This is a genomic window from Streptomyces sp. NPDC050619 (genome assembly GCF_040654815.1).
Classification (GTDB): domain Bacteria; phylum Actinomycetota; class Actinomycetes; order Streptomycetales; family Streptomycetaceae; genus Streptomyces.
Genome location: NZ_JBFAIR010000020.1, coordinates 88,173 through 106,686 on the forward strand (window position 1 = coordinate 88,173; position 18,514 = coordinate 106,686).

Annotated in this window: 16 protein-coding genes, 1 tRNA gene and 2 pseudogenes; 7 read left to right on the forward strand and 12 right to left on the reverse strand. The window is 70.7% G+C overall.

Going from position 1 to position 18,514, the window contains the following annotated elements; genetic code table 11:
- Nucleotides 1-32: 32 nt before the first annotated feature.
- From AB0I77_RS29850 to AB0I77_RS29895, 10 genes and pseudogenes are all read right to left on the reverse strand, one after another.
- Nucleotides 33-476, reverse strand: coding sequence for a hypothetical protein (locus AB0I77_RS29850; protein WP_363285836.1), 444 nt, complete (start codon nt 474-476; stop codon nt 33-35).
- A 126-nt stretch (nt 477-602) separates the two neighbouring features.
- Complete coding sequence (locus AB0I77_RS29855) at nt 603-1,301, reverse strand: SDR family oxidoreductase (protein WP_363285837.1); 699 nt, start codon at nt 1,299-1,301, stop codon at nt 603-605.
- Between the two features lie 41 nt (nt 1,302-1,342).
- The gene (locus AB0I77_RS29860) at nt 1,343-1,903 is read right to left on the reverse strand and encodes a PaaI family thioesterase (RefSeq protein ID WP_363285838.1); all 561 of its coding nucleotides are present in this window, start codon (nt 1,901-1,903) and stop codon (nt 1,343-1,345) included.
- 63 nt (nt 1,904-1,966) lie between these two features.
- Nucleotides 1,967-2,593 (reverse strand): MFS transporter, encoded by a 627-nt coding sequence (locus tag AB0I77_RS29865; protein ID WP_363285839.1) that lies wholly within the window; start codon nt 2,591-2,593, stop codon nt 1,967-1,969.
- Between the two features lie 163 nt (nt 2,594-2,756).
- Nucleotides 2,757-3,350 (reverse strand): annotated as a pseudogene (locus tag AB0I77_RS29870) (MFS transporter); the annotation flags it as partial.
- 168 nt (nt 3,351-3,518) lie between these two features.
- Nucleotides 3,519-4,352: an enoyl-CoA hydratase/isomerase family protein gene (locus tag AB0I77_RS29875; protein ID WP_363285840.1), complete on the reverse strand. Its 834-nt coding sequence runs from the start codon at nt 4,350-4,352 to the stop codon at nt 3,519-3,521.
- A 373-nt stretch (nt 4,353-4,725) separates the two neighbouring features.
- Nucleotides 4,726-4,866 carry a hypothetical protein gene (locus AB0I77_RS29880; protein WP_363285841.1) on the reverse strand — a complete coding sequence of 47 codons (141 nt, stop codon included), beginning with the start codon at nt 4,864-4,866 and terminating at the stop codon, nt 4,726-4,728.
- 161 nt (nt 4,867-5,027) lie between these two features.
- Nucleotides 5,028-5,996, reverse strand: a complete 969-nt coding sequence (locus AB0I77_RS29885; protein ID WP_363285842.1) for an LLM class flavin-dependent oxidoreductase — start codon at nt 5,994-5,996, stop codon at nt 5,028-5,030.
- On the reverse strand, nt 5,993-7,339 hold the full coding sequence (locus AB0I77_RS29890; RefSeq protein ID WP_363285934.1) for an MFS transporter: 1,347 nt from the start codon (nt 7,337-7,339) through the stop codon (nt 5,993-5,995). The genes AB0I77_RS29885 and AB0I77_RS29890 overlap by 4 nt, the downstream gene beginning before the upstream one ends.
- Before the next feature lie 369 nt (nt 7,340-7,708).
- Nucleotides 7,709-7,876, reverse strand: a pseudogene (locus tag AB0I77_RS29895) (cupin domain-containing protein); the annotation flags it as partial.
- Nucleotides 7,877-8,031: 155 nt separating this feature from the next.
- Here AB0I77_RS29895 and AB0I77_RS29900 point away from each other — a divergent pair.
- The 3 genes from AB0I77_RS29900 to AB0I77_RS29910 all read left to right on the forward strand — a co-directional run bounded on the left by AB0I77_RS29900 (nt 8,032) and on the right by AB0I77_RS29910 (nt 13,281).
- On the forward strand, nt 8,032-8,610 hold the full coding sequence (locus AB0I77_RS29900) for a TetR/AcrR family transcriptional regulator (RefSeq protein ID WP_363285935.1): 579 nt from the start codon (nt 8,032-8,034) through the stop codon (nt 8,608-8,610).
- Nucleotides 8,611-8,847: 237 nt separating this feature from the next.
- Nucleotides 8,848-10,785 (forward strand): AMP-dependent synthetase/ligase, encoded by a 1,938-nt coding sequence (locus AB0I77_RS29905; RefSeq protein ID WP_363285843.1) that lies wholly within the window; start codon nt 8,848-8,850, stop codon nt 10,783-10,785.
- A 165-nt stretch (nt 10,786-10,950) separates the two neighbouring features.
- Entirely contained in the window at nt 10,951-13,281 is a 2,331-nt protein-coding gene (locus tag AB0I77_RS29910; protein ID WP_363285936.1) for an MFS transporter, read from the forward strand.
- A 104-nt stretch (nt 13,282-13,385) separates the two neighbouring features.
- On the opposite strand, the gene AB0I77_RS29915 is transcribed toward AB0I77_RS29910, so the two are convergent.
- The gene (locus AB0I77_RS29915) at nt 13,386-14,222 is read right to left on the reverse strand and encodes a YceI family protein (RefSeq protein ID WP_363285844.1); all 837 of its coding nucleotides are present in this window, start codon (nt 14,220-14,222) and stop codon (nt 13,386-13,388) included.
- A gap of 266 nt (nt 14,223-14,488) precedes the next feature.
- Between AB0I77_RS29915 and AB0I77_RS29920 the strand changes: the two genes are divergently transcribed.
- Nucleotides 14,489-15,628, forward strand: a complete 1,140-nt coding sequence (locus tag AB0I77_RS29920) for a peptidoglycan recognition family protein (protein WP_363285845.1) — start codon at nt 14,489-14,491, stop codon at nt 15,626-15,628.
- Between the two features lie 93 nt (nt 15,629-15,721).
- Entirely contained in the window at nt 15,722-16,369 is a 648-nt protein-coding gene (locus AB0I77_RS29925) for a TetR/AcrR family transcriptional regulator (protein ID WP_363285846.1), read from the forward strand.
- Between the two features lie 62 nt (nt 16,370-16,431).
- Here AB0I77_RS29925 and AB0I77_RS29930 read toward each other — a convergent pair whose 3' ends face one another.
- Nucleotides 16,432-17,271, reverse strand: a complete 840-nt coding sequence (locus tag AB0I77_RS29930) for a helix-turn-helix domain-containing protein (RefSeq protein ID WP_363285847.1) — start codon at nt 17,269-17,271, stop codon at nt 16,432-16,434.
- Nucleotides 17,272-17,361: 90 nt separating this feature from the next.
- Here AB0I77_RS29930 and AB0I77_RS29935 point away from each other — a divergent pair, with 90 nt between their 5' ends.
- Both AB0I77_RS29935 and AB0I77_RS29940 read left to right on the forward strand, forming a co-directional pair.
- Entirely contained in the window at nt 17,362-18,255 is an 894-nt protein-coding gene (locus AB0I77_RS29935; protein ID WP_363285848.1) for an alpha/beta hydrolase, read from the forward strand.
- A gap of 179 nt (nt 18,256-18,434) precedes the next feature.
- Nucleotides 18,435-18,509, forward strand: a tRNA-Asp gene (locus tag AB0I77_RS29940).
- Nucleotides 18,510-18,514: the final 5 nt, after the last annotated feature.

The window sequence follows — 18,514 nt, forward strand, 5'->3', positions numbered from 1 at the left end:
GTTCAAGATGAAAAGCAACAGCGGAGCATCAATTATAGAAGTAGTCGAGGCATCCATGTATCCCTTATAAGGGGTGAGTGGGAGGCGTCAGCGCGAGCCTCGCGTGGGTGCGGCGGGAGCCCAAAGCGGGCGGCGGTGGCGCAGACGGGGCGGGCGTCGCAGACGGTGACCCGGTAGCCCAGGAAGCGTCCGGTCCGGCTCAACGCGGCGGCGAAGTCGACGGCGCCGAAGATCAGCAGGCGGGGGCGGGATGCCTGGATGTGGACGAGGACGGTCATGCGCTCGGGGCAGTTGTCGGATTCCCCGCCGACCTCGCTGAGGGCGGTGCGTCCGGTCCTCAGCAGGGCGCGGGCCTGTGCCGCCACCGCCCGGTCCTCGCGTGTGCCGCCCAGAGTGCCGTCGTACGCGCTGCCGTCGCTGAGGAGGGTGAGGGTGCGGCCGAGGAGTTCGCCGGGGCCGTCGGCGATCCGGGCCACGGCGGCGGATCTGCCCCGTACCGCTTCTTCCAGGGCGGCGGTCAGGTGGGGCTGGGCTGCCGGTTCGATGCGTTGGACCAGGACGTCGATCTCGCCGCCGCGTGCCGGACGACTGTCAGTCAGGAGTCAGGGCAGCTGCGGGTACAGCGCGGTGACCCCTCCGGCCAGCCCGCCCTGGACCTGGCGGCTGATGTCGTCCGCGACGATCTCGTACGCGCCGTTGGCGAGGCCGTCGGCGGCGAGCCGGGCGACGTCGGCGGGGGCGGACTTGGGCCCGTCGAGATCCCGGGTCATGTCGGTGTCCATACCGCCGACGTGCAGTCCGGCCACCCGGATGCCCTGGTCGGCGAGCTGGACGCGCAGGGAGTTGGTGAGGGACCACTGGGCGGACTTGGCGGCGCAGTAGGCGCCGAGCTCGGGGAAGCTGAACCAGGACAGGGCGGACAGGATGTTCAGGATCGCGCCGCCGCCGTTGGCCGCGATCTGGGGTGCGAAGGACCGGACTACCGAGAGGGTGCCGTAGAAGTTGGTGTCCATGTCCCGGCGGATGTTGTCCGGGTCGCCGGTGAGCAGGTTGCCGCCGGTGGATATGCCGGCGTTGTTGATCAGGACGGTGACGTCTCCGGTGGCCTTGGTGGCGGCCGTGACGGAGGCGGGGTCGGTGATGTCGAGCGCGATCGGCTTCACGCCCGGCAGGTCCACCTGGTCGGGGTTGCGGGCGGCGGCGTAGACGGTGGCGCCGCGGCTGAGCAGCTCGGCGGTGAGCGCGCGGCCGAGACCGCGGTTGGCGCCGGTGACGAGGGCGGTGCTGGTGGAGAGGTTCATGAGGGGTCCCTGTCGCATCGGGTGGGGGAAGGGGTTGCCGATCAGGAAGTCGGAGAAGTGCTCTGGGCGGCGTGTTGAGGGGTGTGTGGGGGTTGATGGCCGTCGGCCTGGAAGATCAGGCAGGTGGTCGTCGCGTGGGCGAGGAGCTTGCCGGTGGGGTCGGTGATGGTGGCGGTGGCGTAGGCGGTGCGTCGGCCGACGTGTACGGCGGTGCCTTCGCAGCGGATGCGGCCGGTGTCGATGGTGACCGGGCGTAGGAAGGTGATGGTGAGGCCCTGTGTGGTGTAGCCGGTTCGGGCGGGCAGGCGGGTGTAGACGGCGGCGCCCAGCGTGTTGTCGGCGAGGGTGGTGAGGATGCCGCCGTGGACGGTGCCGAGTGCGTTGTAGTGCCATTGCGCGGGGGTCAGCTCGAACACGGTGCGGCCGGGTTCGACCTCGACGGGTTCGATGGCGAGGGTGTCCATGGCGGGCGGGGTCGGCAGTGTTCCCTTGCCGATCTGCTGCAGCACCTCCAGGCCGCTGAGCTGTCCGATGGCCTCGACGGTCGGGCGGGGATCCTGCCAGGTGTAGGCCCGGTGCTGGGGTGTGGGCTGCGTGCTCATGAGGTCGCGGGGGCGGGCGTGGGGGCGGGCATGTGCGTTCCGTTCTTATGGGGCTGATGGGGCTTATGGGGCTGATGGGGGCGGTTGTGTACGGAGGTCAGGGCGAGCACAGCGGCGGCGAAGAAGATCGCGGCGACGACGGCCAGCCAGGCCCGCGTGCACGCCGGAGGCGAAGGCGTCCTCGATCGCCGCGCGCACCGTGCCGTACGGCGCAGTGGTGCTGGTCGTCCCGGAGGCGACGGCCTGCTCGACGGGTCCGCGCGCGGCGGCGGGCACGCCGTGGACGGCGAGCTGGTGGGGCAGGTCCGCGGTGACGCGGCCGGTGAACAGCGAGCCGAGCAGCGCGGTGCCCATGACCGCGCCGACCTGGCGGGTGGTGTTGACGGCGCCGGAGACCATGCCCGCGCGTTCGGGAGCGACGCTGACCAGCGCGGCGGCCGTACTGGGCGCGATGGCCAGACCGCAGGCAGCCCCGAACAGGACGAACAGCGGCCAGACCCGGCTGTAGGGGGTGTCCGGGCCGACGGTGGTCAGGCCCAGGCCGGCGAGCGCGCCGAGCAGCAGGCCGGCCGTCAGGGGTGCCTTGAAACCAGTACGCCGGATCACCCTGCCGGTGAGGAACGCCGAGACGACGCCGAACAGGGGCAGCATGCGCCAGCTGGTGTCCAGCGCGTTCCGCACGTCCAGCATCGGCGCCACGACACGTAGTTCGACGAGGACCCGCGACCGTCACGGTGCCCAGCAGCGCACCGCCCACGTCCAGGCGTTCGCCGCGGGCCAGGGACTCCGCGGCGAACGGGACCGCGATCAGCAGCGTGACCGCTCCCAGGACGGTGTTCGACACGAACACCGCGTGCCAGCCGGCGTGGTCGAGCAGGACACCGGCGAGCAGCGGGCCGATGGCCAGGCCGATGCCCGACGACGCCGCCCAGGCGGTGATCACCTCGGTCCGCCGGTGCGGGTCGGGGAAGGTCGCACCGAGGATGGCGAGGCTGTTGGGCAGGATCAGCGCGCCGCCGAGACCGGCGACCAGCTGTGCGGCGATCACCGTGGCGGTGGTGCCGGCGGTCGCGGCCAGCAGCCCTCCCGCGATCACGATCACCACGCCGACGCAGAACATCCGCTTGCGGCCGAGGAGATTGCCCAGCGTGCCGGCCGACAGCACCAGGCCGGCCACGACCAGCGTGTACGCGCTGGGAATCCAGATCAGCGCGCTCGGGCTGAGGCGCAGGTCGGCCTGGATGGCCGACAGTGCCGAGATCGTGGCGGTGATGAGCAGGAACGTCATCATCACGCCCAGACACATCGCCGCCGGCGTCAGAAGTTCCCTGCGCCGTACGGAAATTCGGCTGCCCTTTCCTGCCTGAGGGCTGCCTCCGCCGCCGCCCGGCAGACGGCCGGCTGCCGACACCGAGACGCCGGCTGAGGGGGCACGGTCCCTGGTCATGGAGGTCCTTCCTCGTTCCCCGAGGATGTGTGGGAGTCGGTTGCGGGACGCGCCGTCGCAGGTCCGTGGCGGCGAACGCCGGTGCTTGCCGTACGGCGCCACCTGGTGCGGCCGGGGATGGGCTGTGGGTCAGCCGGCGGCCATGCGCTCGGTCATGTCCCTCGGCGTCTATGCCTGCTGGTTGATGAGACCGGCGTAATGGCCGAGATTCCGCTCGATCTCGTCGAGGCCGACCTCGGCGATGGCCTTCCCGAGCCGCGGCACACGCGCCTGGAATCCCGGCCAGTTGACCGAATCCGCGAACTCGGCCCAGGACGCGCGCAGGTCGGCCACCGGCGGCAACGTCGACCGGTTGATCTGCGCCTTGGCGCCCAGGACGGACGCCTTGTCGAAGGACGCGATGCGCGCCGCGACACCATGGACCAGGTCGTCGAGTTCGGCGTCGGGGACGGCCCGGGTCACCCATCCGTACTGCTCGGCACGCTCGGCGTCGTAGTCCTCGCTGGTGAGGATCGCTTCGAGCGCGCGGTCCCGCCCCAGCAGGCGGGCCAGCCGGTCGCTACCGCCACCACCCGGGACGATGCCGATCGCGACCTCGGGCTGGCAGAAGATCGCCTCCTCGCGGCTGGCGTAGCGCAGGTCGAAGGCAAGGGTGATTTCGTCCCCTCCGCCCCGCGTACGTCCACGGATGGAGGCGATGCTGATGAACGGGGCGCTGGTCAGGCGGGTGACGAGCTCGACCCACCTCGGGGTCCCGTCCGCGGCGTTCAACGCCAGGAGTTCAGGCACCTGGCCGAGATCGGCGTGGTTGAAGAAGTATCCGGGCGTGCCGCTGTCGAAGACAACGACCTGAACCTCTTCGTCGCGACTCAACTCGTCTACAACATCGAGCAGTTGGACGACGGTGTCCGCGCCGACGACGTTCACGGGCGGATTCGAGAAGGTGACCCTGCGGATCTTCGGCGCCACGGTCTCGATGCTGAACATGCTGTGCTGCGTCACGGTGTGCTCCGGTGCTGAAGGTTCGAGTGAGGTGGGAATTCGAGCGGGAGTGGGAAGTGGTGTGTGCATCGGCGGGACCGCGCGGTGCACGTACGCAGGCGGGAGATTCGGCCTCACGACCCGGCTCCGCTCCACGCTGGAGAACCGTGCGGCCAGCTGGCCGCGCTCGCACGCAGTACGCCGGCCACCGCGTCGAGGATCCGGCGCTGCCGCTCGCGGCGCCGCATGACCGTCCACGCTTCGGTGATCGCGCCGGTGCCGGTGCGCCGGGGGCGGTGCGCCGGGGGCGGCGAAGGAACTCGCGCATGATCGACATGCCCAGAAACTAGGTATCGGCTGTGTCGTCTGAAACCATCCCGAGCGCCCGACAGGGTCATCCGCCAGGACGAACCAGTCCGCTCTCGTAGGCCACGACGACGGCCTGAATCCGGTCGAACAGCTCGTTGGCGGGCGGGACGGCGGCGCCCGTGACGTACCGGTCGATCAGCCGCCGCGTCACCGAAGGGGCGATCACCTTGTCGTCTCCGGCAGCAGTGCGCGTACCTGCTCGGTGGCCGGAATGCCGTCAGGTGCGGCAGCCGCACCTCCATGAGGACCAGGTCCGGTCGCGGCGTGAGCGTCTGCACCACGGCCGGACTCAATTCGGCCCGCTGTTGGCGTACTTCCCCGTAGAGGTCAGAGGACCTTGGCCAGGCCGGCGAGCGCGGACCGGTAGTCGGGGCCGACCGGACTGAGGACGGCGGTCGTGACGCCTGACTCGAAGAGGTCCTGTACGCGGGCACGGACGTCGTCGGGGGTGCCCGTCAGGGCCAGTCGGTGCGCCCACTCCTCGGGTATCGCCTGAGCGAACTCCTGCGGGCTCTTGCTGGTACGGCGCAGCGCGGCGAGCTCGTCATGGAAGCCGAGGGGGACGATGTGGGGCGCCCAGTCGGGATCGCCCAAGGGTTGCAGGGCGGGCCGTGCCGCGGCGAGGGCGGCGTGCGGGTCGTCGTCGACGGCGGTGATGTTGTAGGCGGTGATCCGGTGCGGGCGCTGTGGGTTGATGCTGGCGAGGGCTTCGCGGGTGTACTCGGGTGATACCGGCTCGGCGAGCAGAGTCCCGTCGGCCACCTGACCGGAGAGGGTGAGCGACTTGGGGCCGCGAACGCCGGCGAAGATGTCGGGGACGTGCTCGGGCAGCACCGACGGGTCCAGGCGCAGTCCGTCGAGCCGGATGTAACGGCCGTCCGTATCGGCCGACCGGCCTGCCATCAAGGTCCTGAGCGTGTGGATGTACTCGCCCAGCAGTGTCAGGGGGCTGGCGGGCCAGGCTCCGACGCTGCGCATCCAGTCGGGCATGCCGTGTCCGACCGCGATGTCGAGGCGGCCGGGGTGGAGCTGGGCGAGCGTGGCCGCTTCCATCGCGGCGAAGGCGACGTTGCGGGCCGCGGCGGGCAGCAGCCCGACTCCGACGCGGATCTGACGGGTGCGGGCCAGCACGGTGGCGGCCTGGACGAGCCCGCCGCGGTAGCCGAGGTCTTCGACGACCCACAGTTCGTCGAAGCCGTAGTCGTCCGCTTCCTGCGCGAAGGCGATGACGTCGGCGTGCGGGATGTCGCGGGGGAGGAGGACGCCGATCGTGCCGGACGCTTCCTGCGGGCTCATGAGCGGTCTCCTTGGTGTTGTCCTGCGGGATCTGTGCTGGGCCGCGTGGGCTGGGGTATCTCCAGCGCGGCGGCGGAACGGTCACTGGTGTCGGCGGCGGGAGCGATGAAGATGGCGGAGGCGACGAACACCAGAACCACCACCATCGCCGAACGCAGCCCGTAGTGGTCGCCCAGGAACCCGAGGGCGGGCGGCCCCACGAGAAAGGCGACGTAGCCGATGATGGCGACCAGCGAGACACGGGCGGTCTGGTCGGGGCCTGAGTCGCCCGCCGCCGAGAGGGCCACCGGGAAGCCGAGGGAGGCTCCAAGTCCCCAGAAAAGTACGGCTGTTGCCGCGACCGCAGCGTTGTCGGAGAAGATGACCAGGAGGAGTCCGACGGCACCGGAGACGGCGCTCGCGCGCACGACGGCGGCCCGCCCGAAACGACTGAGGAAGAACCTGCCGCTGAAGCGTCCCAGCGTCATCGCCGCCGCGAACCCTACAAAGACGAGCGAGCCCATCGCGGCGTCAAGGCCGTGGCCGTCGACCATGAGCAGCGGCAGCCAGTCGTTGGCGGCGCCCTCGGCCAGCGCCATGGCCAGCACGATGGCGCCGATCAGCAGCAGCTTCCGGTCCTTCCACACCTGCGGCTTGGACCGTCGCGCCTGCCCCCGCACCTGCCCCGGCCCCGGCGTCGACGGCGCGGCGCTGATGCCGACACCGGCGGGAACGGCACGCAGGGCGTAGACCAGAATCCCCGTGGCGACCAGAGCGACCACGGTCAGATGCCAGTGGACGGGGACCGCGGCGGCGGTGGCCGCCATTCCGGCCGAACCCCCGATCACCGTGCCCAGGCTGAAGCAGCCGTGCAGCGTGGGCAGCACCGCGGTCCCGGTGATGCGCTCCACGTCGGCGCCGTCCACATTGATCGCCACTTCGCCCCCGCCCATGCCCGCGCCGAACAGGCACAGTCCCGCGGTTACCAGAGGTGCCGACGGCACGGCGCTGCTCACACCGATGACGACGGTGCCCGCGATGATCAGGACAGTGCCGAGCGCGATGACCGGCCGGGTGCCGAACCGGGACACGAAACGGCCGGAACACAGGATGCCGATCATGGAACCAACGGACAGACCGAACAGGACCAGACCCATCTGCCCGGTGGACAGACCCAGTTGATCGCGGACGTCCGGGGTGCGCGTGACCCAGGACGACATGGCGATGCCGGGAAGAAAGAAAAAGAGGAACAAAGCCTGACGGCGTCGGCGTACGGCGCGGTCTACCAAGGGGAAGCTCCGCTGGGTTCGGAAGAAGGGGTTCGGACGGCGATACGTCGGATCGCCTTCCGAGTATCCGCACACTCGGCAAGCGGTCGCCCCGGGGTCCTCCTCCTCAGCGAAGCCCTCGACAGGCCCCACTCGGACCAGGACCCCGCCGCCCAGGACCCGGACACACTGGCCACACTCGTCATCGACACACTCCTGCACGGCGCGGGACCACACGGCTGGGCCAAACAAAGTGCCTACGTCTCCCGGACGTTCGAGGAGCAAGGCAGGTGTGGCTCCGGGCGGGCCGAGAACGATGTCGCCCAACTCATCGGCGACCGCGTTGAACAGCTCCACGTCGAGTGCGGTCGTCTCGGTGGCCAAGTGGAGCGGGGTGGCGGTACGAGCGATGAGTTCGGCGAATCCGGCGGGCGTGGAGATGTTGAGGGCGCGGGCGCCGTCCGCACCGGCTGCCATCGCGTGGGGAACGTGCAGGGGAATGGTGTAGAAATCCCCCGAGCCCAAGGTCACCTTCCTGTCCCCCGCCCATACGGTCAGCGAGCCGGCGGAGACCCAGAGCCGCTCCTCGTACTCGGTGTGGGCGTGCAGCGGGGTGGCCGCGCCGGCGGGCATGAAGGAGTCCGTCACATCGTGGCGGCCGTCGGTCTCCTCCGCCGAGGTGAGGGAAGAGTGCCGCGCACCAGGAGGACGCCTCCGTACAGCCGAGTCCTCGACGCCCCTACCACGCGCCTCGCCGCACGAAGGCGGCCGCGGAGACCCGGGAGGCGATCCTTGACGCGGCGACACGGCTCTTCCTCGACAGCGGGTACGCGAACGTCACCGTCGCCGAGATCGCCCGGGAGGCGGGGACCGCCGTGCCCACGGTGTACGCCAGCACCGGCGGCAAGGGTGCCATCCTGACGACCCTCATCGAGGACGGCTTGCGGAGTTCCGCGGCCGAGGAGGCACTCGCCGTGGTGCGCGGGACCGGCGTACCACGCGAGGCCCTCGCCGGGGCCGCGCGCGGCACTCGCCTGGACAACGAGCGGCACCACCGTCTCGTCCGGGTCATGGTCAACGCGGCGCACACGGACGAGCACGCCGCCGCAGCGCTGGCCCGCGCCAACGATGCGTACCAGGAGGCGCTCGCCGCCGTGACCGGGCAGCTGTGTGAACTGGACGCGCTACGGCCGGGCCTCGCTCCCGACCGCGCCACCGGCATCCTCTGGTTCTACCTCGGCCACCGCTCCTGGCACGAACTGGTCATCGAGCAGGGCTGGTCCTGGGACGCCGCGGAGCAATGGCTCGCGGAACAGGTCACGGCGGCCCTGCTCCCCGAGGCCGGCCCCGCACCCGACGGCCCCTGAGCGAGGCGGCAAACGGCCCGCTCAAGGTGGCAACAGAACGTGAAAAGCGCTCAACATACCAGCCGGTAGGGTGCCATCGCCCAGAAAAGCGACGATGTTGCACATCCCCGATGCATCCCCGCCGCCGGACCACCGCCGAACCCTCACCGGCCCATCACGCGGGCCCCGTACGATCACCTCCCTCGACCTGCGGAAACTCCCCCGCAGGGCAACTCCGTTGAACCTCTGGAGTCGCCCGTGTCCACCTCGCACCCTCCCGCCCACGTGGCGGCGGTCCACTCCACCACGTACGACGGCACGCCGGTTCTCGTGGAGCCCGCGATACGGCGGCTCGACGGGGAGGTGCGCGAGGTCTCCACGCCGCCCTTCGTGCCGCTGCTGACCCACGGCTCGCTGGCCGACCTGCCCTTCGACAACGCACGCATCGCTCCCGAGGACAAGGTTCTCAGCCGTCGTGGCGAGTCGGGCAAGTGGGCGCATGTGACGGCGGCCCAGTTCGCCGACGAGGTGCTGGCGACGGCGAAAGGGCTCATCGCCGCGGGCCTCGCGCCGGGCGACCGGCTCGCGGTCATGGCGCGGACCGTCTACGAGTGGACGCTCCTCGACTTCGCCGCCTGGGCCTGCGGCCTGGTCACCGTCCCGATCTACCCCACCTCCTCCGTCTTCCAGACCCGGTGGATCCTCCAGGACTCCGGGGCGGTGGCGTTGGTGACCGAGACCGCTGCCCAGGCGGCGTCCCTGGGACCGGAGTTGAACCGGCTGCTGGACCTGCGGCATCTGTGGGTCATCGAGAAGGGGCACGTGGAGCGGCTGGCGGAGCACGGGGCCAACGTGCGGCAGCACGAGGTCGACGTACGGCGCGGGATGCTGGGCCCCGACACCGTGGCCACCCTCGTCTACACCTCCGGCACCACCGGCCGGCCCAAGGGCTGCGTGATCAGCCACGGCAACTTCTTCGCCGAGGTCGACAACGCGATCGAACTCCTCTACCCCGTCTTCCGGGCGCGGACCAGCGAGGAAGCGGCGATCCTGCACTTCCTCCCGATGTCGCACATCTTCGGCCGTATGGTCGCGGTCGCCTGTATCCGGGCGCGGGTCCGCCTGGGCCACGCGCCGAGCCTGAAGTCGGAGGAACTGCTGCCCGACCTGGCGAGCTTCAAGCCGACCTGTCTCATCGCCATCCCGTACATGCTGGAGAAGATCTTCAACGTGGCCCGCGCACGGGCCGAGACCGGCGGCCGGGTGACCGCCTTCGACCGCGCGGTGGGCGTGGCCGTCCGCTACGGCGAGGCGCGGGAGGCCCGCCAGTCCGGCACGGGCCCCGGCCCGAATGCCGCGCTGAAGGCGGCCCGCACCTTCTACGACCCCCTCGTCTACCGCCGTATCCGCAACGCCATGGGCGGCAGGGTCCGTTACATGATCTGCGGCGGCTCCCCGCTGGGCCGACGACTGGCCGCGTTCTACGCCGGAGCGGGCATCGAGATCTACGAGGGCTACGGCCTGACCGAGACGACGGCCGCCGCGACCGTCACCCCACCGTTGAAGCCCCGCCTGGGCACGGTCGGCTGGCCCCTGCCCGGCACGAAGGTCCGCATCGCCGCCGACGGCGAGATCCTGCTGGCCGGCGAGCATGTCCTGCGCGGCTACTGGGACCCGAACGCGGGCGGGGTCGTCCCCGCGACCGTCGACGGCTGGCTCGCCACCGGCGACATCGGGCGGCTGGACGACGAGGGCTACCTCTACATCACCGGCCGCAAGAAGGAGATGCTGATCACGGCGGGCGGCAAGAGCGTGGCCCCGGCCCCCCTGGAGAACTGGCTGCGCGCGCACCCTCTGATCTCCCAGGTGATGGTCGTCGGCGACCGCCGCCCCTACGTCGCCGCACTCATCACGCTCGAGATGGAAGGCGTCGCCCACTGGCGCCGCATGCACGGCAAGCACCCCGCCGCCACGGCGGAACTCCTCCTCGACGACCAGGAGTTGAAGCAGGTCCTGCAACGGGCGGTGGACGAGGCCAACAAGCTGGTCTCCCGCCCGGAGTCCATTCGCCGCTTCACGATCCTCCCCGTCGACCTCACGGAGGAGTCCGGGCATCTCACCCCGTCGATGAAGCTGCGGCGGGAGGTCGTGATGCGGGACTTCGAGGCGGAGGTGGAGGAGCTCTACGAGCAGTGAGCCGCCGTCTCGGCTGTGACCTGCCCCACAGTCCTTGCGCCCGCCATCGAAACGTTTGAGTTTCGCTGCGAAAGTGCATTAGTTTGCTGTACGAAACGGTTTCGGACCGATACGAGTGGTCCGGGCAAATCCGAGCCCCTTGAGGGGAGCACCATCGTGGAAGCCATTCCGGCCGCCGCCTCCGTCCAGGCCGGGTCGTCCGACCACACTCATGCCCCGCCGAAGCACCGATGGTGGGCGCTGGCCGTGATCGGCCTCGCCCAGCTCATGGTCGTACTCGACGCCACCATCGTGAACATCGCGCTGCCGTCCGCCCAGCAGGACCTGGGCTTCGACAACAACGGGCGGCAGTGGATCGTCACCGCCTACTCCCTGGCCTTCGGCAGTCTGCTGCTGCTCGGCGGCCGGCTCGCCGACCTCTTCGGCCGCAAGACGACCTTCATCGTCGGCCTCGTCGGCTTCGCCGCCGCCTCCGCGCTCGGCGGCGCGGCCAACGGCTTCACCATGCTGGTCGTCGCCCGCGCGGTGCAGGGTCTGTTCGGCGCCCTGCTCGCTCCGGCGGCGCTCTCCCTGCTGACCACGACGTTCACAGAAGCCAAGGAACGTGCCAAGGCGTTCGGCATATTCGGTGCCATCGCCGGCTCCGGCGCGGCCGTCGGCCTGGTCCTCGGCGGTGTGCTCACCGAGTACCTGGACTGGCGCTGGACGCTGTACGTCAACGACATCATCGCGGTTCCGGCGCTGATCGGCGCGATCGTCTTCCTCGGCCGCTCCGTCCCGGCCGAGCGGCCGAAGCTGGACATCTTCGGTGTCATCCTGGTCTCCGGCGGCCTGTTCGGCATCGTCTACGGCTTCGCCAACGCGGAGACGCACGACTGGGACAACTGGATGACCTGGGGCTTCCTCGCCGGGGGCGCCGTCCTGCTGCTGGCGTTCTTCTTCTGGCAGACCCGTGCCAAGCACCCCGTGCTGCCCCTGCGCGTCCTGGCCGACCGCGACCGCGCGGCCGCCCTGTCGACCATCCTCATCTCGTCCGCCGGGATGTTCGGCGTCTTCCTCTTCCTCACCTACTACCTGCAGTCGACGCTGGGCTACTCGCCGGTGAAGAACGGCGTGGCCTTCCTGCCGATGGTGGCCGCGCTGATGGTGCTGGCGCAGATATCCACCAACTGGCTGGTGCCGAAGATCGGTCCCAAGATCGTCGTGCCCACCGGCCTGCTGCTCGCCCTTGGCGGCATGGTCTGGCTGACTCGCCTCGACCTGGACAGCAGCTACGCGGCGCACGTGCTGGGGCCGCTGCTGCTGATCGGCGCGGGGCTCGGCATGTCGATGCCCCCGGCGATGAGCTACGCCACCCTGGGGGTGCAGGCGAGCGACCAGGGCGTGGCCTCGGCGGCCCTCAACACCACCCAGCAGGTGGGCGGTTCGATCAGCACCGCGCTGCTGAACACCCTGGCCGCCACCGCCGCCACCAACTACGTGGCGGACCACCTGTCCGACCCGATGGTCAAGGCGAACGCGGCGCTGCACAGCTACGAGGTCGCCTATTGGTGGTCGGCCGGCTTCTTCGCCGTGGCCGTGATCATCACGGCGCTGCTGTTCCGCTCGAAGAAGAGCGCGAGCGTGGCCGCGGAGGAGTCCGAGGCGCAGGTCGAGGCTCCGGCCCCCGCCCCGGATCCGGCCACGCCCGCGGCCGTCAGCGCCTTCGAGACGGGCGTGGACGGTACGGGCGTGAGCGGTACGGGCATCGTCAGCGGACAGGTGCGGGACAGGGCGGGCGCACCCGTACCCCGCACCGCGATCACCCTGCTGGACAGGTCGGGGCACCAGCTGGCCCGTGCCACCTCCGGTGCGGACGGCACGTACGCCGTGGACACGTCCGAGCGCGGCAGCCTGGTCCTCATCGGCTCCGCGCCCGGTTACCAGCCACAGGTCGTCACCCTGAGCCTGAACGGCGCACCCGTCTCCCACGATCTCGTGGTCCTGCCCAGCTCGGGTGGCCTGGCCGGTACGGTGCGCGCCGGGGACGGCGAGGCCCTGCCCGGCGCGCTGGTGCTGGCCACCGACCAGCGCGGTGACGTGACGGCCTCCACCACGACCGGAATGGACGGCGGTTACCGGTTGGGCGACCTGCTGCCCGGGGACTACACGGTCAGCGTCAGCGCGCCCGGCCACCGCCCGGCCGCCGTGCCGGCCACCGTCTCCGCCGACACCGCCCGCTGCGACATCCAGCTCGCCGCCGCGGCGACCCTGCGCGGCACGGTGCACACCTCCGACGGGCGGTCGCTGGACGACGCCCAGGTCACGCTGATCGACGCCGCCGGGAACGTCGTCGGGACGCGCACCACGAGCGTCGACGGAAGCTACGCCTTCACCGACCTCTCCAGCGACCAGTACACCGTGATCGCCAGCGGCTACCCGCCGGTGGCCACGTCGGTCACGCTGAACGGCAGCGGGGAGGACGTCGACATCCTGCTGGGCCACAAGGAGGCCTAGCGACACCGGTCGACACGGTGACGACAGCGTCCGCCGCCCGGAAGAACCGGGCGGCGGACGCTGTGGTGTGTACGGGCGTTTACGGGTATCCACGGCCGCTTCTGTCAGGCGACAGGCGGCAGTTGCTCACCCTGGACGGCCTGGATGTCGAGCTCCACGCGCAGGGTGGCGCCGATGGCCGCGATGCCCGCCTGGACGACCTGGTTGTAGTTCATGGCGAAGTCCTCGCGCCGCAGTTCGGTGGTCGCGCGGAACGACGCCCGCACACCGCCCCACGGGTCCGGGCCGGTGCCCAGGTAGGACAGGTCCAGATCGACGGACCGGGCCACGCCGTGCAGGGCGAGTTCGCCGTGCACGGTCCAGCGGGCCTCGCCCGCCGGGGCGAGGCCCGTGCTGCGGTAGGTGATCTTGGGGTGGACGTCCGCGTCGAGAAAGTCCGCGGAGCGCAGGTGGTCGTCGCGCATCGCGTTGCCCGTGTCGATCGAGGCGGCCTCGATGACCGCCTCCACGCTCGACGACAGCGGGTTCTGAGCGACCTCGATGCGTCCGCCGAACTCCTTGAAACGGCCGTGCACGCTGGTCAGCCCGAGGTGCTGGGCGGCCGCGGTCACCGTGGAGTGCGCCGGGTCGATCGTCCACGGCCCGGGCGGCGGAAGCTCCACGCCCCCGGCGCGGGCCAGCACGAGCGAGCCGAGGTCGGCGCCACCGGAGGCGGTCACGATGGCGGTGGCGGCGACCGGGCCGTAGCCGACGGCGGTGACGATCGCGGTGTACGTTCCGGGTGCCAGGGCGTCGGTCGCCACGAGACCGTCCTGCGCTGCCCCCTGGCGGAGTGTCTGCCGGCCCGCCATGTCGGTGACGGTCAGCACGGCGTGCGGCACGGCCCAGCCGTCCTTGGTACGGATCCGGGCCCGAAGGCCGCCTGTTCCGGTGGTGGTCATGGTTGCTGCCTCTCAAGTGCTCAGGCCAGGGAAGCGCTGGTCCGGGGTACGTGTGGCGCTGCCGCCACCCCACTCACCTTCCCGAGGTGAACGATACGGTTAACACGACAAAAACGAAACAGTTTCGTACCCGACTGGCTTCCCTTCAGTCACGGCGACCGAACCCCTACGCTCCCTTTTGCGTCTTCAACTCAACTGGCCTCAGGGGCTGTTGTGGCCTCAGGAGTCAGTCCTTTCGTACGTCGACTCATGATTGAGGAACCACCGTGACAGTTCCCCCCACGTCACCCCAACACCGGACAAAGACCCGCGTCGCCCGGCGCTCCCTGATCGGTGCCGCGGGCGCGGTCGCCGCCGGTGCGGTGATCACGCCGACCGTGATGGCCACGACGAACGACGCCGAGCCCACGGCCGCCGACATCGACGACGCCAAGCCCGGCACCACCTCCGAGGCCTTCCCCAAGACCCGGGCCAAGACGGCCACCGGTGAGGCACTCGTCGAGGCCGCCTTCCCGATCGGCTATGTGGGCGTCCGCTGGGAGGGAACGCCCAAGGCCACCGGCGGCGGCATCCGCCTGCGCGACGCCGACGGCAAGCCGGGCGAGTGGCGCGCGCTCAGCGCCAGCGGCTGCTCGGACGCGAACGGCGGCGCGTTACTCGTCCCCGCCGACCAGGCCTCCGGCTACGAGCTGAAGGCCCCCGAAGGCGCCACCGGCCTGCGCTCGCTGGCCCTCGACACCACGCGCGGCCCGCAGCGCACCATGGCCGTCCCGGCCGACACGACCCGGATACGGGGCCTCGCCTATCGGTCCCGGCCGGCCTGGGGCGCCGACGAGTCGCTGCGGTTCAAGCCGGACGGCACGGAGAACACGCCGACCGAGTACTACCCGTTCCAGACCATCACCGTGCACCACACCGCCACGGTCAACGCCGACCCGGACCCGGCCGCCACGGTCCGCGGAATCTACGAGCTGCACGCCGTCACCAACGACTGGGGCGACATCGGCTACCACTTCCTCATCGACGAGGCGGGCATCATCTACGAGGGCCGCTACTCCGGTGAGGACGCAATGCCCGCGCACGACGCCGACAGCAAGCTGGTCACCGCCTTCCACACCGTCGGCTTCAACTCCGGCAACCTCGGCATCGCCCTGCTCGGCAACCTGATGGAGCAGGGGCCCACAGACGCCGCCCGCAGCTCGCTCACCGGCCTGGTCCGGGCCTTGGTGCGCGTCCACGGCGTCGACCCGCAGGCGACCGTGACGTACACGAACCCGGTCAACGGCACACCGAAGGAGGTCGCGGAGATCAGCGGCCACCAGGACTGGCTGGAGACGGACTGCCCGGGTGAGGTCATGTACAAGGAGCTGGCCCGGCTGCGCGAGGCGGTCGCCACCGGCGGCTGAGGCAGGGCGCCGGGCTCACCGGCGCGAGCCCGGCGCTCACCTGGTCAGCAACCGATGGGTGAGCCGGCGGTCGGCCCGGATACGATTCCGGCCATGTCAGAACGGCCACCGTCACGTGGAGAGCGGCGCAAGCTGCGCACGCGTGCGGCGCTGATCGAGGCCGCGCAGGAGATCTACGCCCAGCGCGGCGACCTCGAGGTCAGCATCCAGCAGATCACCGAGGCGGCCGACGTCGGCTTCGGCTCGTTCTACAACCACTTCTCGTCCAAGGCCGAGCTGCTCGACGCGGCGATCGCCGAGGCGCTCGAGGCCCACGCCGCATGGCTCGACGGCCTGCTCGCGGACGTCGACGACCCGGCCGTGGTCTTCGCGACGTCGATGCGGCTGACCGGCCGCCTGATCCGCACGCGCCCCCGGATGGCACGGGTGCTGATGAGCGGCAAGGGCGCGCTGCTCTCCGCGTCGTACGGCCACGCGGCACACGCCCGCCGCGACATCGAGGCGGCGATCGCCGCCGGCCGCTTCGTCACCGAGGACGTCGGGGTCGCGCTCGCCTGCACGGCGGGCTGCCTGATCGCCACGATGCACCTGTGCGACGTCGACCCGCAGGCCTCGGTCGACGACATCGCCGACCAGAGCGTGCTCAACGTGCTGCGGATGTTCGGCATGGAAGAAGCCGAGGCACGCCGTATCGTCGCGCTGCCACTGCCCGTCGACGAGCCGCCGATCACGTCGATCTGAGCCCTGCCACCGCGAGCCGACCCTCCCCGTGCACCCCCGCGGACCATCTCCTGGCCGTCCGACTACCGTGGCGACGCGGATGGTTCCGCGGTGACGGCGCCCAGGAGACGCAGGCCGTCGTGAGAGGGCGTGCCGGGCTCGGCGGTCAGGGCGATGAGCTGCTGGTCCGGGTCGGCCGCGTCAGTCAGTGTGGACCAGTCAAGGGCGAGTTCGCCGACCACCGGGTGGCGCAGGGCCTTGGTGCCCGCGGTCCGCACGGCCACGCGATGGTCGCCCCACCATGTCCGGAAGTCCGGGTCCCGCACCGACAGTTCTCCCACCAGCATCGCCAGGCGCGGATCCTCCGGGTCCCGGGCCGCCTCCATCCGCAGCTGCGCCACGCAGGCCCGCGCCATGTAGTCCCAGTCGACATACAGGGCCCGCACCTTCGGGTCGCAGAACACCAGGCGCACGAAATTGCGTCCGCTCTCCGGAAGGAGCGCGAAGTCGGTGAACAGCGCGGCCGCCGGCGGATTCCACGCCAGGATGTCGGTGCACCGGCCAAGGACGAGGGCCGGGGTGTCGGTGAGATCGTCGAGCAGGCGCCGCAGCTGCGGCTGGACCCGTTGAGTGGGCCGCCGGCGCGGTCGGCCGGCGTCCTTGCCCGAGAGCTCGTACAGGTAGGCACGCTCGTCCTCACTGAGCCGCAGCACGCGGGCGAGGGCGTCCAGCACCGGCTCGGAGGCCCGGCGACGCCCTTGTTCCAGGCGGGTGTAGTAGCCGGGGCTGATCGACGCCAGCAGGGCGACCTCCTCCCGGCGCAGGCCCGGGACCCGCCGCCGCCCGTCGTCGGGGAGCCCGGCCGTCGCGGGGCTCAGCTCCCTGCGCCGGGCCTTGAGGAAGTCACCCAGTTCACTGCTCACGCGAGCAAGTCTGGCACCGGGAGCCGGGCCGGTGAGGGGGCCAGTTCTGTCCCCTTATCCCAGCGCGGCCCGCCTGCCAGGGTCGAGGACATGAAGACAGACGTCACCTTCCTCAGCAGCGATCTCAAGCTCGCCGGCACCCTCTTCCTGCCCGACACACCCCCCGCCGAGCGGCTTGCGGCCATCGTCGTCTCCCACCCGGGCGGCGGCGTGAAGGAGCAGACCGCGAGCATCTACGCCGAGCGCCTGGCCCGCGAGGGCTTCGCCGCGCTGGTCTTCGACGCCGCCTACCAGGGCGAGAGCGAGGGCGAGCCGCGCGGTCTGGAGGACCCCTTCCAGCGCGCCGAGGACGTCAAGTCCGCCGTGAGCTTCCTGACCACCCGCGAGGAGATCGATCCCGACCGGATCGGCGCTCTGGGTATCTGCGCCTCCGGCGGCTACGTCCCCTACGCCGCCCAGACCGACCTGCGCATCAAGGCCGTCGCCACGGTCAGCGCGGGAGACCTGGGATCGGTGATGCGCGACGGCCTCGGCCGCACCCAGGACCCGCGGACCACGCGCTCCCTGCTCGAGCTCGCCGGAGCCGCACGCACCGCGGAGGCCCGCGGCGAGGCCGTCCCCCGGCAGGAATGGATCACCGAGGCCGTGGACGCCGAGACCCACGAGTACTACCGCACCCCACGCGGTCACCACCCCCGCGCGGTCCAGCCCTGGCCCGTCCGCAGCCTCGACCAGCTCATCCAGTACGACTCGTACGCCCTGATCCACCTCATCTCGCCCCGCCCTCTGTTGATGATCATCGGATCCGACGCGAACACGGCGTACATCAGCCGCGAAGCCATCGAGAAGGCAGCCGAGCCCAAGGAACTCTTCGTCATCGACGGCGGCACCCACATCTCCCTCTACGACAAGGACGAGCACGTCACCCCGGCCGTCGCCAAGCTCACCGCCTTCTACGCCGCATTGACCTGCGAAACCTCCTGACCGCAGGGGCCGTCGAGCCGCTCCTTAAGTGCGCTGAGCACGCCCCGTGGTCTGATACGCTTTTCCAGCGACATCGGCACGCCAGCCAACCTCCAACCGGTCACTGGGAACCACCAGTCCGGCGACGAAGGCGAGGTAGTCCGACAGTCGCAGTGTGCGACACTGTCGTACGCATGCTTGGTCCTGTGGAGCAGTTTGGAGTGCTCGCCACCCTGTCAAGGTGGAGGCCGCGGGTTCAAATCCCGTCAGGACCGCTGGG